General features: G+C 66.4%; 16 protein-coding genes. 7 read left to right on the top strand and 9 right to left on the bottom strand.

Features of this window, described 5'->3' with window-relative positions:
• Positions 1-132: 132 nt before the first annotated feature.
• Both K289_RS0116520 and K289_RS0116515 read right to left on the bottom strand, forming a co-directional pair.
• Complete coding sequence (locus K289_RS0116520) at positions 133-786, bottom strand: response regulator transcription factor (protein WP_027552548.1); 654 nt, start codon at positions 784-786, stop codon at positions 133-135.
• Between the two features lie 7 nt (positions 787-793).
• The gene (locus K289_RS0116515; protein WP_027552547.1) at positions 794-2,164 is read right to left on the bottom strand and encodes a sensor histidine kinase; all 1,371 of its coding nucleotides are present in this window, start codon (positions 2,162-2,164) and stop codon (positions 794-796) included.
• Positions 2,165-2,353: 189 nt separating this feature from the next.
• On the opposite strand from K289_RS0116515, the gene K289_RS0116510 reads away from it, so the two are divergent.
• From K289_RS0116510 to K289_RS0116490, 5 genes are all read left to right on the top strand, one after another.
• Positions 2,354-3,115 (top strand): MotA/TolQ/ExbB proton channel family protein, encoded by a 762-nt coding sequence (locus K289_RS0116510; protein ID WP_027552546.1) that lies wholly within the window; start codon positions 2,354-2,356, stop codon positions 3,113-3,115.
• Positions 3,105-3,776: a hypothetical protein gene (locus K289_RS0116505; RefSeq protein WP_027552545.1), complete on the top strand. Its 672-nt coding sequence runs from the start codon at positions 3,105-3,107 to the stop codon at positions 3,774-3,776. Before K289_RS0116510 ends, K289_RS0116505 begins: the two co-directional genes overlap by 11 nt.
• Complete coding sequence (locus tag K289_RS0116500) at positions 3,769-4,374, top strand: hypothetical protein (RefSeq protein ID WP_027552544.1); 606 nt, start codon at positions 3,769-3,771, stop codon at positions 4,372-4,374. Before K289_RS0116505 ends, K289_RS0116500 begins: the two co-directional genes overlap by 8 nt.
• A 118-nt stretch (positions 4,375-4,492) precedes the next feature.
• Positions 4,493-5,233 carry a metallophosphoesterase gene (locus tag K289_RS0116495; protein ID WP_027552543.1) on the top strand — a complete coding sequence of 247 codons (741 nt, stop codon included), beginning with the start codon at positions 4,493-4,495 and terminating at the stop codon, positions 5,231-5,233.
• A 5-nt stretch (positions 5,234-5,238) separates the two neighbouring features.
• Positions 5,239-6,678: a bifunctional serine/threonine-protein kinase/universal stress protein gene (locus tag K289_RS0116490; RefSeq protein WP_027552542.1), complete on the top strand. Its 1,440-nt coding sequence runs from the start codon at positions 5,239-5,241 to the stop codon at positions 6,676-6,678.
• A gap of 20 nt (positions 6,679-6,698) precedes the next feature.
• Here K289_RS0116490 and K289_RS0116485 read toward each other — a convergent pair whose 3' ends face one another.
• The 5 genes from K289_RS0116485 to K289_RS50490 form a co-directional block, all read right to left on the bottom strand.
• Positions 6,699-6,881 carry a hypothetical protein gene (locus K289_RS0116485; protein ID WP_027552541.1) on the bottom strand — a complete coding sequence of 61 codons (183 nt, stop codon included), beginning with the start codon at positions 6,879-6,881 and terminating at the stop codon, positions 6,699-6,701.
• Entirely contained in the window at positions 6,878-7,081 is a 204-nt protein-coding gene (locus K289_RS44520) for a hypothetical protein (protein ID WP_051310621.1), read from the bottom strand. Before K289_RS44520 ends, K289_RS0116485 begins: the two co-directional genes overlap by 4 nt.
• 5 nt (positions 7,082-7,086) lie before the next feature.
• Positions 7,087-7,221: a hypothetical protein gene (locus tag K289_RS52845; RefSeq protein WP_256380004.1), complete on the bottom strand. Its 135-nt coding sequence runs from the start codon at positions 7,219-7,221 to the stop codon at positions 7,087-7,089.
• A gap of 152 nt (positions 7,222-7,373) precedes the next feature.
• Positions 7,374-8,075 carry a ribulose-phosphate 3-epimerase gene (gene rpe / locus K289_RS0116475; RefSeq protein WP_027552540.1) on the bottom strand — a complete coding sequence of 234 codons (702 nt, stop codon included), beginning with the start codon at positions 8,073-8,075 and terminating at the stop codon, positions 7,374-7,376.
• Positions 8,072-8,245: a hypothetical protein gene (locus K289_RS50490; protein WP_156918007.1), complete on the bottom strand. Its 174-nt coding sequence runs from the start codon at positions 8,243-8,245 to the stop codon at positions 8,072-8,074. Before K289_RS50490 ends, rpe begins: the two co-directional genes overlap by 4 nt.
• A gap of 83 nt (positions 8,246-8,328) precedes the next feature.
• On the opposite strand from K289_RS50490, the gene K289_RS0116470 reads away from it, so the two are divergent.
• Positions 8,329-9,111 (top strand): EF-hand domain-containing protein, encoded by a 783-nt coding sequence (locus K289_RS0116470; RefSeq protein ID WP_027552539.1) that lies wholly within the window; start codon positions 8,329-8,331, stop codon positions 9,109-9,111.
• Positions 9,112-9,199: 88 nt separating this feature from the next.
• On the opposite strand, the gene K289_RS0116465 is transcribed toward K289_RS0116470, so the two are convergent.
• Positions 9,200-10,195, bottom strand: a complete 996-nt coding sequence (locus K289_RS0116465) for a P1 family peptidase (RefSeq protein WP_027552538.1) — start codon at positions 10,193-10,195, stop codon at positions 9,200-9,202.
• Positions 10,196-10,253: 58 nt separating this feature from the next.
• Positions 10,254-13,037 (bottom strand): PAS domain S-box protein, encoded by a 2,784-nt coding sequence (locus tag K289_RS0116460; RefSeq protein WP_198024721.1) that lies wholly within the window; start codon positions 13,035-13,037, stop codon positions 10,254-10,256.
• A gap of 260 nt (positions 13,038-13,297) precedes the next feature.
• On the opposite strand from K289_RS0116460, the gene K289_RS0116455 reads away from it, so the two are divergent.
• Positions 13,298-13,684: a response regulator gene (locus K289_RS0116455; RefSeq protein WP_027552536.1), complete on the top strand. Its 387-nt coding sequence runs from the start codon at positions 13,298-13,300 to the stop codon at positions 13,682-13,684.
• Positions 13,685-13,745: the final 61 nt, after the last annotated feature.

The following is a 13,745-nucleotide window of genomic DNA, read 5'->3' as shown; positions in this document are numbered from 1 at the left end:
GCGCGCGAACCAGCTTAGCATGGTCTGGGAAAGACTGGATGTTCTTCGTTGGGGAGGCGGTCGGAACGCCGTGCGGTAGCATATGGCCGATGGAGAAGGTGCTTTGGGTGCCTCGTACAGGGCTGCGAAGCACTAGATCTTCGTCAGCCCGCACGTTGCCGCGAGTCGCACGAGCTGCGCGTCGGTGCGTGCGCCGGTCTTGGTCTTGATGAGATAGTGATAGTTCTGAACCGTCTTCACACTGAGATTGAGGTGTGAGGCGATCTGCTCGGTCGTCGCGCCGCCGGCGAATTGGCGCAAAATCTCGATTTCCCGTTCACCCAGTTGATCAAGCACCGAGCCGGTCGGCGACAGGCTGTCCTCGGCCAGCACATGGGCGATGTCGTCGCTCATGGCGCGCTCGCCGCGGGCAACGCTGCGGATCGCGGTGACGACTGCTGACGGCTCGCTGCTCTTGGTGACGAAGCCGCTGGCGCCGGCGCTGAAGGCGGCTTTCACCAGCACCGCCTCGTTGTGCATGGTGAAGACGAGAATGCGCGCACGCGGGCTGCGGGCGCGGATGTTGCGGATCGCCTCCAGCCCGCTCGCGCCGGGCATCGAGATATCCATCACGACGACGTCGGGATCGTGCACCTTGAAGGCACCGTAGGCGTCCGCTGCATTGTCGGCTTCCGCCACGACATGGAGGTCGCCCTGGCTCTCCAGCACGCGCCGATAGCCCTGCCGGACGATCGGATGATCGTCGACCAGCAGTACGGAGATGCCTGTCGCCGCAACCTCGGTCATGCCCGCCTCATGCCGCGAGCGGGATCGTGGCGGCGACGCTGAGGCCGCGCGTTGCGGGGAGGATCGACAGTGAGCCGCCGGCGGCCGCGACGCGCTCGCGAATGCCGGTGAGGCCGAAGCCGGCGGAGCGCGCCACGCGCTCGGCATCGCCGCCGCCGTCATCCTCGACCCGGATCAGAAGCGCATCATCCTCGCCGGAACGGCGCTCGATGTGCAACGAGATCTCGCGGGCCGCGCTATGGCGCAGCGCGTTGGTCAGGCACTCCTGGGCGACGCGATAGGCGGTGGTGGCGGCCGGGCCGCTGATGTCGGCGAGGTCGCCCTTGAGATCGAGCTGGATCGTCGGCTGCGCCGCGCTCTGCGAGCGCCAGCGGTCGACGAGATTGACGAGGCTCGCCTCGAGCCCGAGCTCTTCGGGCAGGGGATTGCGCAGGCGCTTCAGTGTGTCGCGCAAGGACGCCATGATGCGGTGGGTCGCCTGCGAGATCATGCGTGCATCCTGTGCGGTGCCGTTGTCCTTGCTCTCCCTTGCGGCCGCGGTCTCGATCGTGTTGGCGAAGGCGAGGATGGCCGAGAGGTTCTGTCCGAACTCGTCGTGAAGTTCGCGGGCGAGCGCGCGCCGCTCGTCGTCGCGAATCTCGATCAGTCGCCTTGTCAGCGCCGCGCGCTGCTCGGTCGCCTCTTCCAGGCGCGCGCCGAGCTCGCCGACGGCCTCGCCGATCATTGCGAGCTCCATCGAGCGGAAGCGCGGCAGCTTCGTGCGATACTGTCCGCGTGCCATGCGCTGCAACGCGGTGACGATCGCGCGCGCCGGCGCCAGCGCGTGTGCGATTGCGAGCGAGGCGAGCAGCGCGATCGCCGCCGACATCAACAGCGCGACATCGACCACGTTGAGGATGTACTCCCAGGCCAGCGAGATCGCGGCGGCGGCATCGGGTGTCGCAACGACCGTGCCGGCCGCCGCGGCGCGGGGACTGACAGGGCGCACCACCTCGGCATGGCTGCCGAGGAACGTCGGCACGATGGCTGCGAACCAGCGCGGCGGGATTTTGCCGATGCCTTGGTTCTGGCCGCAGAGCGGCTTCTCAAATGCGGCCGCCGGCTGGAACTCGACGCATACGCCGGGCGAGATCAGCTTCATCGTCTCGATCGTGCGCCAGTCGGGAACCGGCAGCAGGTGCTCGCGCATTCTGTTGCTGCGCAACAACAGCTCGTGCCAGTACAGCGCCTGAAGCGCCTTCGCGACACGCTGCGCCGACGCCGCGGTCGCGCGGTCGACGCTGCGATAGGCGTCGAACGTAGCCCATATCGTGGCCGCCCCCAGGCAGAGCGCGACGATGAGAAGCAGGCGGGCGACGAGCTGGAGCACGAGACGCATGCGATCACCCCCAACGTTTGCTAAGCTCACAGTAACAACGTCGCCGCGCCTTGCCAATTCTCGGGGAAGGGCAGGACTGCTGCTCGGGCAAATTTCCCAAGCCGATTTGGGCATGGCTCTTTGGACCGGGCGCGGCGACTTTGATCTAATCCGCGACGAAAGATCGTTGCAGGCCCGGAGCGATGCAGCATGAGCTCGATCACGATTGGACCGACCGCACGGCAACCGGCCGACCCGGCCGAGCGGAGCGCGCTCCTGTTCTGGATGATCTTCACAGGCCTTTCCATCTTCGCCGTCATCCTGTTGTGGCGGTTCGGGCTGATCCATCTGATGCTCACCTCGGACCGGACCTACATTTCGAGCGTGATCGCGGTGCTCTACATCGTCACCTGCGGTCACTGCTTCCTGCGGACGCGGGCGATCGCGCGTGAGGGGGCGGCGGCGCGGCGCTGCCGCGCGGTGCTGGCGGCGACCGGTGGCAGCAAGGCTCTCGACGCCAGCGCGAACTCGCTGCCGCGCGGCCTGGTACGGGATCACATCGACAGCCTCGTGACGAAGGCTGCGGCGCAGGATTACCGCCGGGTCGACCAGACGCTGCTGCTGCGGACGCTCGCCGACCGCCTGCGCGGCTCCAACGGGTTCGGCGCCTTCGTCTCCGACACGCTGATGAAGCTCGGCCTGCTCGGCACCATCATCGGCTTCATCATCATGCTGGCGCCGATCGCGGGGCTGGACGCCGCCGACAAGGTCGCGATGCGCTCCTCGATGGGGATGATGAGCGACGGCATGGCGGTCGCGATGTACACGACGCTCGCGGGTCTCATCGGCTCGATCCTGGTCCGGATCCAGTACTACATGCTGGACGCCGCGACCCAGCGGGTGTTCTCGGACGCCGTCGTGCTGACCGAGACCTACGTCACGCCGGCTCTGGAACGCCGTCATGATGGATGATTTCGGTCTCTATCCGCGCGAGGAGTCGTTCGATCCGCTGGGCGTGATGCTGTTCAAGGCGCTCCAGGTGATCGCCTTCCTGTTCTTTCTCGCTCTGCTCGCGGTGTCCCCGGATGCCAAGGACGGCAAGATCGACTCCAAGGCCGAGTTTATGATCACGCTGGACTGGCCGGACAATCACCCCGACGATCTCGACCTGTTCGTGCAGGATCCCGCCGGCAACATCGCCTGGTACCGGCACCGCGAGGCCGGATTCCTCACGCTCGACCGTGACGATCGCGGCGGCGCCAACGATTTCATCACGGTCAACGGCAAGAAGATCGCTTCGCCCATTCGCGAGGAGATCGTCACGGTGCGCGGCATCGTCGCCGGCGAATACACCGTCAACGTCTCGCATTTCCAGGCCACGACCGGCGAGCCCGTCTCGGCCAACGTGAAGGTGCAGAAGCTCAATCCGACCGCGCAGGTCGTCTTCGACAACAAGCTGACGCTCGACCACACCGGCGACGAGAAGACGGCGGTGCGGTTCCGGCTCGATGCCGAGGGCAAGGTGGTCAACGTGGATCAGCGGCCGAAATCGCTGCTGGAGACGTTCCGCAGCACCTGGCGCAACGGCGGCGACATCGATCCGAAGACCGGTGTGAGGATACGCCGTGAGTGATCTGCAACAGGTCATCCTGACGCTGTCGATCGCCTACGCCGTGATCGGTGCGCTGCTGCTGGTCGTGCTGGTCTATGCCCGCCTCCACTGGTCGCTGAAGGCGACCGCCGTGGTGGTGACCAGCGTATTCTATGTCGTCAGCTTCGGCGGCATGCGCTCCCTGCTCGGCTGGGCCAGCGCGGAGCGGATGCCGACCTCGTTCAAGCTGCTCCAGGCGCGCATCGTCGAGCCGCATTCGCTGGCGGGCGACCCGGGCTCGATCTATTTCTGGATCGAGGAGCTCGATGAGGACAACCGCCCGAGCGGCATCCCGCGGGCCTTCCGCGTGCCCTACAACGACAGGCTGGCCGACAAGACCCACGCTGCGCAGAACGAGATCGCGGCCGGGCATCCGCAGGGCGGGCGCGCGGCGGATTTCGGCGGCGGCGACGGCAGCCTCATCGACATGGTCCGGGAATATGTGACGCCAAAGGCCGTGCTCGAGACGTCTGGCGGCGATTCCTCGACCGGTGAGTTCAACGCCCCGCCGGCCGGCGCGCAAGGCGCCGTCTTCACGCCGCTGCCGCCGCCCCGGATGCCGCCGAAGGACGAGCAATAGGCTCTTCACCATGGCCGCAAGCGGCGCGCTGGAAAATAGCCCGGCGCTGGCGCATCTTGTTGACGTCCCTCAAATTGGCTTTATCGGCGTCCAGATAGCCTTCGAGGGTGGAGGGTGCGTGCTCCTAGCTGTCTTCTCGGATATCCATGGCAACCGGCAGGCGTTCGATGCCTGCCTGAAGGCCGCGCGGGCCCGCGGGGCGGAGCGGTTCGTGCTGCTCGGCGATCTCGTGGGCTATGGCGCCGACCCGGAGTGGGTGGTGGACACCGCAATGGAGCTGGTGGCCCATGGCGCCGTCGCGGTGCGTGGCAATCACGACCAGGCTGTGAATTCCTCGGCCGAGACCATGAACGCCGAGGCGCAGATCGCGATCGAATGGACGCGGGGGCGGCTCGACACAGCGCAGCGCCGGTTCCTCGCCGAGCTGCCGATGCTGGTCGAGGATGGTGACCGTCTGTTCGTGCACTCGGAAGCCTCGAGTCCCCAGCGCTGGCACTATATCCGCTCGACGGCGGATGCCGCCAAGAGCCTGATTTCGACGCCCGCCCATGTCACCTTCTGTGGCCACATCCACCGTCCCGCGCTCTATTCGATGTCGGTGACGGCGAAGATGACGAGCCTCGTGCCCAAGACCGGTGTCTCCGTGCCGCTCCTGCGCGGGCGGCAATGGCTCGCCGTGCTCGGCGCGGTCGGCCAGCCGCGCGACGGCGATCCGTCCGCGGCCTTCGTGCTGTTCGACACGGTCTCGTGCGAGATCACCTATTGCCGCGCGCCCTATGACATCGCGAGCGCGGCGAGCCGGATCCGCGAGAACGGCCTGCCGCCCTGGCTCGCCGACCGGCTGTCGGAGGGACGCTGACAGCGATGCCGATACCCCTGGTCAAGCCCGGCGCCGAGATCGACGGTTACACCATCGGCGAATGCGTCCATGCCGGCGGCATGGCGACGCTGTGGATGGTTACCCATCCCGGCATCGACACCCCGCTGCTGATGAAGATCCCGCGGGTGTCCGAAGGCGAGGACCCGGCGGCGATCGTCTCCTTCGAGATGGAGATGATGATCCTGCCGCGGCTCGCAGGACCGCATGTGCCGGCCTGTTTCGGCACCGGCGATTTCGCCCGTCAGGCCTATGTCGTCATCGAGCGCATTCCGGGGACCACGCTGTACAAGCGGCTGCCCGACCTGCCGCTGCCCTACGAGGAGGCGCGGTCGCTGGTGGCGAGGATCGCGACCGCGCTCGCCGACCTCCACCGGCAGAACGTGATCCATCACGACATCAAGCCGAGCAGCATCATGTTCCGCGACTCTGGCGAGGCGGTCCTGATCGATTACGGCCTGTCGCACCACAACCATCTGCCCGACCTGTTGCAGGAGGAGTTCCGCCTGCCTTACGGCACCGCGCCCTACATGGCGCCGGAACGGCTTTTGGGCGTGCGCGATGATCCGCGCAGCGATCTGTTTTCTCTCGGCGTGCTGCTCTATTTCTTCACCACCGGCGAGCGGCCGTTCGGCGAGGGCGAGACGTTGCGCGCGATGCGGCGGAGGCTGTGGCGCGATCCGCATCCGCCGCGCACGCTGCGAGCCGACTATCCGCCCTGGCTCCAGGAGGTGGTGCTGCGGTGTCTGGAGATCGAGCCGGGCTGGCGCTACCCGACCGCCGCGCAGCTCGCCTTCGATCTCACCCATCCGGACCAGGTCAAGCTCACCGCACGCTCGGAGCGGTTGAAGCGTGACTCCTTGAGCGTCGCCTGGCGGCGCCGGTTCAACCAGGGCGTCATGCAGCCGCGCGCGAAGGCCGATGTCGCGGCGCAGATCGCATCGAGCCCGATCCTCGCGGTCGCGCTCGACACCGCGGAAGGCGCGCCGGAGCTCAACGAGGCGCTGCGCGTCACCACCGAACGCATTCTCGCAACGTTGCCGTCAGCGCGGCTCGCCTGCGTCAACGTGCTCAAGCTCAACCGCATCGCCGTCGACCGGACGCTGGACGAGCAGGGCTCGAACAAGCATGTCGACCGCCTGGTGGCGCTGAGGCATTGGGCCACGCCGCTCAAGCTGGACGAGAGCCGGCTGTCGGTTCATGTGCTGGAGGCGATCGACCCCGCCGCCGCGCTGCTGGAGTTCGCCGAGGTCAACCAGGTCGACCACGTCATTATCGGCGCGCGGCAGGGCTCGTTCAGGCGGACGCTGCTCGGCAGCGTCTCGGCCAAGGTGGCCTCGGAAGCGACCTGCACCGTCACCGTGGTGCGGCCGCCGCGGTTGGCCGCGGATGCGGCCGAGGCGGATACGGACGAGGCGACAGGATAGGCCTCGTCCTGCTGGCCGGATCAGGCTGCGTGAGCGACGCCCTTGCGGCGGATGGGCCAGGAGAAGTGCGGGCCGGCTTCGCCGTGATCCGCGCTGCCACCGAAGTACTGGACGATCTCGCGGCAGGGCTCGCAATTGAAGAGGTTAGGCGAAGCGGGCCCCTTGGTCATTTCCTTCAGGCAGTTCGGGCAGTGCGGTTTCATCGGTTCAATCCGGAAAAAGATTCAATGCCGGCGCGTGACCGGAATGGGCGATCCAGGTCCACCATCTCGGCCCCGGCGTTGTCGCGCATCTCGCCTTCGGTGCGTTCGAGACGACCGAAGAAATAGTCGAGGCTCGGATGCGGGCGCCGCGGGATGCGGCACCTGCGCTTCGGCTGGCGCTTCACGATCGCGATCTGCACGGGCGTCACGCCCTGTCGCGACGGATGATGCGTGCCGAACGTGCCGGGACCTTCACCGGTCCGGCCGATGGGCCAAACACAACGAATGCACCAAAACCAAGCCACAACGCCACGCCAATCCAAACCAGGGTCGTCGTCATGATGTGCTCCCGCCAAAACAGGCAGGAATCACTTGCTGTGATTTGCACGAATCAGGGAAGTCCGGAGGAGTACGGATTCAGGTTGCAATCTTAAGGACTGCGCGCTGCACCCCGCAAGAGCCGCAGCTTCTCCGCAACTGCTGCCGCGCAGCTCAGATCGCTTCGCCGCGCGCCCCGAGCGCCGCGTTGCGGATCGCGGCGATGTTGGTCTTGTAGGCTTCCTGCGTGCCGCCCCTGAATACCGAGGTGCCGGCGACGAACGCGTTGGCGCCGGCGGCAGCCAGCGCGCCCGCGACGTCAGGGCCGACGCCGCCATCGACCTCGATGTCGATCGGGCGGCCCGCGGTCATCGCGCGGATGTCGCGGATCTTGCCGATCGCGGAGGGGATGAAGGCCTGGCCGCCGAAGCCGGGATTGACCGACATCACCAGCACGAGGTCGATCAGGTCGATGACATATTCTAGCGCGCTGATCGGCGTGCCCGGATTGAGCGAGACGCCGGCCTTCTTGCCGAGCGCGCGGATCGCCTGAAGCGAGCGATGCAGGTGGGGACCGGCCTCGGCATGCACGGTGATGTGGTCGCAGCCGGCTTTTGCAAACGCCTCGAGATAGGGGTCGCAGGGCGAGATCATCAGGTGCGCATCGAAGATCTTCTTCGTGTGCGGGCGCATCGCCTTGATGATGTCGGGGCCATAAGAAATGTTCGGAACAAAGTGCCCGTCCATCACGTCGAGATGGATCCAGTCGGCGCCGGCGGCGTCCACCGCGCGGACCTCTTCGCCGAGTTTTGAGAAATCCGAGGCCAGGATCGAGGGCGCGATTGCCAGGGGGCGGGGGCTGAGGGCTTGGGTCATTGGGCGCGGTTTCCCGTGGCGGCCGAAGGAGGATTGGCCTCGCCTAACATGGGCATTTGCGCCGGGCAATGCAGGGAGGCCTGCTTCTTGTGGGCGGAAAATTCTGCCGCCTGCGGCATGAATTGCCGGTGTTCCCCGGTTTCGCAAGACACGGTCAGGCCGGATTTCATTGAGCTTTTCGTGCTGGCACGACGCTTGCTGACCTCCGTTCAGGACATTGGCTGCGGCATGCCGCATCGGTTGGAGTTGTGCAATGTTGTTCGCCCTCGGTGCCGTCTCGGCTGCGCTCGACGCGATTCAGTCGCTGACGAACTCGAAATCGTCGTCGTCGACGCAGAAGACGGGATCCTCGCAAGGCGCAACGAATCCGTTCGCGATCGACAGCGGCAGCAGCTCGACGACCGGCGCGACCTCGTCGGTCAACTCGGGCAATTGTCCGCAGATCGCGCCGGAGACGATGAGCGCACTGCTCGCTGCGCAAAGCCAGTCGTCGGACAGCACGAACACCTCCGCCAGCTCGACCTCGACGGGCTCGACCTCCTCGATGAGCCGGGACGATGCGCTGAAGCATCTGTTCTCGCAGATCGACGCGGATGGCGACGGCAAGATCACCCAGTCGGAATTCGAGAAGGCGCTGGGTGCCGGCGGCACCAACCTGGCGCAGGCCGATGACGTATTCTCGAAGCTCGACGCGAATTCCGACGGCAGCGTCACGGTTGACGAGATGTCGAAGGCGTTGAAGAGCGGCCATCATGGCCACCATGCCCAGGGCGCGAGCGGCTCGGGCGATGCGTCCGGCAGCGGCTCGGATTCGTCGTCGCAATCGAGCGGCGGGTCGACCTCGACCACGACGACCAACGCCGACGGCTCGACCACCACCACCGTCACCTACGCCGACGGATTCAAGATGTCGACGACGGTTCCGGGTGCATCAAGCGCCGGCAACTCGGCCTACGACTTGTTTGCGCAGCTCATGCAGCGCCAGGGGCAGGCCTCGTCCGCGACTCCGTCTTCAACGATGTCGATGAGCGTGTGAGCTCGGCTAGTCCGAACTAAATAGCGCTGACGCCTTACCTCTCCCCGCAAGCGCGGCGAGGGAGCGCACCTACGCAGCGGCCACGCCGCTAGCCGAACCGATCCTTCCACGCCGGCACTATGCCCGCGAACGGCAGCGCGGTCGCGCTATGGACGCCGCGCGCAATCGCGCGCGCGACGACGTTGGCAGCGACCATGCCGAGCTCGGTGAGCTCGACCAGCGGCTCGATCGGCTTCTCGCAGGTGGCCGCCGCGAACAGCACGTCGCCGTCGAGCGGGGCGTGCACGGGGTAGATGGCGCGGGCCATTCCGGTCTGCGCGATCATCGCGAGCCGCTTGGCCTGCGCCTTGGTCAGGATGGCATCGGTGACGACGAGGCCGATCGTGGTGTTCTCGCGTTCGCTTGCGGCCGGGCCGCCCTTGATGCGCATCGCCAGCATGTCCGGCGTGAATTTCGGCGGCAGGCCGCGCCCGCCGAACTCGCCGTTCTGCTCGAACGGCGCGGCCCAGAACCACGGCCCGTCGCCGACGGTGACGCTGCCGACCGCGTTGACGACCATGATCGCGGCGACCTTGACGCCGTTCGCAGTCACGGCCGACGCCGAACCGAGCCCGCCCTTGAAGGTGGCCGTCGTGGCGCCGAGGCCGGCGCCGACGCTGCCGAGCGCAAAATCGGTGCCGGCGGCCGCGGCCGCGGCGTAGCCGAGATCGCGGTAGGGCGAAAAGCGGCCCCAGGCCTTGTCGCCGCCATTGAGCAGATCGAACACTATCGCGCCGGGCACGACGGGGATCACGGCCTCGCGGATTCGAAAGCCGCGGCCTTGTCCGGCGAGCCAGGCCTGCACGCCACCGCCGGCATCGAGCCCGAAGGCGGAGCCGCCGGACAGCGCGATCGCGTCGACGCGCTCGACCGTGTTGGCGACATCGAGCAGCGAGACCTCACGCGTGCCGGGGCCTCCGCCGCGGACGTCGATCGCTGCCACCGCCGGGGAATCGAAGATGATCGCGGTCGTACCCGAGGCGAGCTTGGCGTCGTCGGCATGACCGACGCGCACGCCGGCAATATCGGTGAGAAGGTTTTTCACGGACGGCACTCCATGCGCTGCAGACGACGTGAAGCGATAGCGCAGGTGCGGGGGCCGCTCAACTGGCGAGCGCCGTCCGGATCATCCTGGCGAGCTCGGACTTGCGGTAGGGCTTTGCCAGGAGCAGCACGCCGGAATCGAGCCGGCCGTGATGGACGATGGCGTTCTCGGTGTAGCCCGAGGTGAACAGCGTCTTCAGATCGGGGCGGCGGCGTGCCGCCTCGTCGGCAAGCTGACGGCCATTCATGTTGCCCGGCATGATGACGTCGGTGAAGAGCAGGTCGATGCCGGCATCGGCATCGATGATGGTGAGGGCCTCGGCCGCATTGGCGGCCTCGAGCGCGGCATAGCCGAGGCTCTTGATCTGGGTCACGACATATTGGCGGACCAGGGTGTCGTCCTCGACGATCAGGATCTTCTCGTCGCCGCCAGCGATGGGCACGTTCTGGAGCGCCTCGTACTCGGTCTCCTGCACGCCGCTCGAGCGCGGCAGGTAGATCTTCACGCTCGTACCGTGGCCTTCCTCGCTGTAGATCTTGACGTGGCCGCCGGACTGCTTGACGAAGCCGAACACCATGCTGAGCCCGAGCCCCGTGCCCTTGCCGACCTCCTTGGTGGTAAAGAAGGGATCGAACACCCGATCGATCAGGTCGGGCGGAATTCCGCTGCCGGTGTCGCTGACCGCGATCATCACGTAGTTGCCGGCAACCACGTCGGGATTCATGCTGGCATAGCCATCGTCGAGGAAGATGTTGCGGGTCTCCAGCACCAGGGTGCCGCCGTCGGGCATGGCGTCGCGCGCATTCAGCGCGAGATTGAGGATCGCGGTGGAGAGCTGGCCCGGGTCGATCAGCGCCGGCCAGGCATCCTCGGTGAGCATGGGCGTGATGCTGATCTGCTCGCCGAGGGTCGGGTGCAGCAGCTTGGCAGCTTCGAGCACCAGCGCGTTGACGTCGATCTCGCGCGGCTGAAGCGGCTGCTTGCGGGCGAAGGCGAGCAGATGCTTGGTCAGCTGCGCGCCGCGCTCGGCGGCATCGTCGATCAGCTTGGTGATGGCGGCAAGCTCGGGACGGTCGGCGACGGCGTCCGCCAGGATGCCGATCGTGCCGGTGATGACCGTGAGCACGTTGTTGAAGTCGTGGGCGACGCCGCCGGTGAGCTGGCCGATGGAGTCCATCTTCTGGGCCTGCCGGAACTGGGCCTCGGCGGCCTGCTTCTCGGTGAGGTCGCGCCCGATGAAGAAATGGCGCTTCACGGGCTCCGACCAGGTGCCCATCCAGTTCAGCGTGACCTCGTGACCGTCGTAGTGGTAGTAGCGCGCCTCGAAGCTGCGCTTGACCTGGCCGCGGCGCGCCGCGCGCATCTCGTTGCGGGTGTTTTCGAGATCGTCGGGATGGATGAACTCGGTCGCGCTGCGCCCGATCATGTCCTCCGGCTTGAGGCCTAGGATGGCGGTCGCGCTCGGGCTGACCTGGACGAAAGTGCCGTAGCCGTCGGTGACCAGGATGAGGTCCTGCGAGGTCTCGAAGATGCGCTGGCGTTCCTCGATCTCGCGGTTGAGCGCGATCTCCGTCCGTTTCCGTTCGGTGATGTCGCGGGCGACCTCGGAGGCGCCGATGATCTTACCCTCGGGCGTACGCAGCGGGTACAGGCTCAGCATGATGTCGACCAGCTGGCCGTTCTTCTTCATCCGCACCGTTTCGTGCTGGTCGACAACCTCGCCGTTGCGGGTGCGGGCCAGGATTTCCTTGGTCTCGTCGCGCCGTCCCTCGGGGACGACGATGTCGATCGGGCGGCCGACCGCCTCCGTCGCGGAGTAGCCGAAGACGCGCTCGGCCGCGTGATTCCAGCTCGTGATGGTGCCGTCGAGCGACTTGGTGATGATGGCGTCGTTGGAGGATTCGACGACGGCGCTGAACAGCCGCTCCCGCTCGGCGTGATAGTCGCGCTCGGAGCTCGACTGCCGCCGCAGCCTGCCGACCTGCCTCGCCATCTGGGCCTGGAGTCGGACGTTCTCCACCAGCAGCACCGCGAGCACAAACATGGCGGCGCAGAGGCCGTAGAGGCGGCCGGCGTAGAAGCCGAGATCGAAGCGGGCACTGTTGAATATCCCCGACAGGGCGATATCGAACAGCCAGGCGCACATCGCCGCCATGAGCCAGACGTCGAGCACCGTATGCGGCCGCCTGAACCACAGCCCGATCAGGGCGGCAAAGCTCAACGACCACACGAAGGAGATCACGCCCACCTGCGCCGCCGTGAAGCCGCCGCCTTCCTTCAACAGTGGCGGAAGTAGACCGTCTCTTGCGGTCACGATCCAGGTGAGGGCCGCCAATGCCGCGCCGACGCCAAGCAGGCTGCCGATGATCGCGTTTCGCGTCGAAGCCGACATTTCGGCCCGACCGTTCGCCCCCTTCCACCAGACATAGGCCAGCACGAACAGCGGAAAGCCGCCGTGCCAGATCATATAGAGCCAGGCGGTTGTCTGCGGGCCGGAGCCAAACAGCCCATTCGGCGCGAAAAGGCCGGGAAAGCTGAGCGCGTGGACCACGGCGGCCGCCGCGGTGAACAGATAGCCGCTCGAAAGCCACAGCAGTGCGCGGGTCCGCAACACCGCAAACTGCGAGAACAGCAGGACTGCGGTGATGATGTCGCAGACAGCAAGAGCGGATTGATAGCTCGCGATGAAGGCCGGCATGCGTTCAAGCGGAACGCTGGCGAAGGGGACGGCCAGGGCGAACAGAAACGCGGAAATGCCAACGATCGCCAATGCTGTTCTGCGATCGCTCTGTGTGGCCGGCAGGGTCGAAAGGAATGTGCTTCGGTCGTTCGGTACAGGCACGTTCACCTCTCGCTGGCCGCCGTGGATAACCGCGTCACTTCAGTCGCCGGCTGCCTTATCCTCCATGGTAGCCGGCTCCGGGCGCGTGTCCTAAGGGGACGAGCCCGCGACTCAACCGAGAGTTACAGCTTACTTAACTTCGATGGGGACGCGGAACGGGTAGCTGGTAAGGTTGGCTTTACTGGTGGGACGCATACTGCCGTACCGCACGTTTCGTTTGAATTGAACGAAATAATGATTGGAATCCGGGAGTTGTTCCCATGCCGCGAGTCCTGGTTATCGACGACCAGAAGGACGTCCGGGCGATGGTTGCCATCGTGCTCCGCGTCAACCGCTATGACGTGGTCGAGGCGGAAAGCGGCGCGGCCGGCCTGAGGGCCTTCGCCGAAGACGCTTTCGACGCTGCGATAGTCGATATTTTCCTGGCGGATACCAGCGGCATCGAGGTCATGGCCACCATCCGCGAGCGGGTTCCCGGGTTCCCGATCGTTGCGATCTCGGGCATGACCGCCCTGGATTTCATGGGCGAGGCGCCCGATCTCGCCAACGTGGTGTGCCTGCAGAAGCCGTTCCGGCCGAATGACCTGCTGCGGGCGCTCAAGGCGGCCCAAAGCCAGGAGGGGGCCGCCGAACAGGCGGCCGTCTAGCCAACGAAAACGCCCCGGCGAACCGGGGCGTCTGATGCGACTGGATGAAAGGTCAGCTTCG

It is taken from the genome of Bradyrhizobium sp. Cp5.3 (assembly GCF_000426265.1).
Classification (GTDB): Bacteria; Pseudomonadota; Alphaproteobacteria; order Rhizobiales; family Xanthobacteraceae; genus Bradyrhizobium; species Bradyrhizobium neotropicale.
This window is presented reverse-complemented; position numbering and strand designations above follow the sequence as displayed.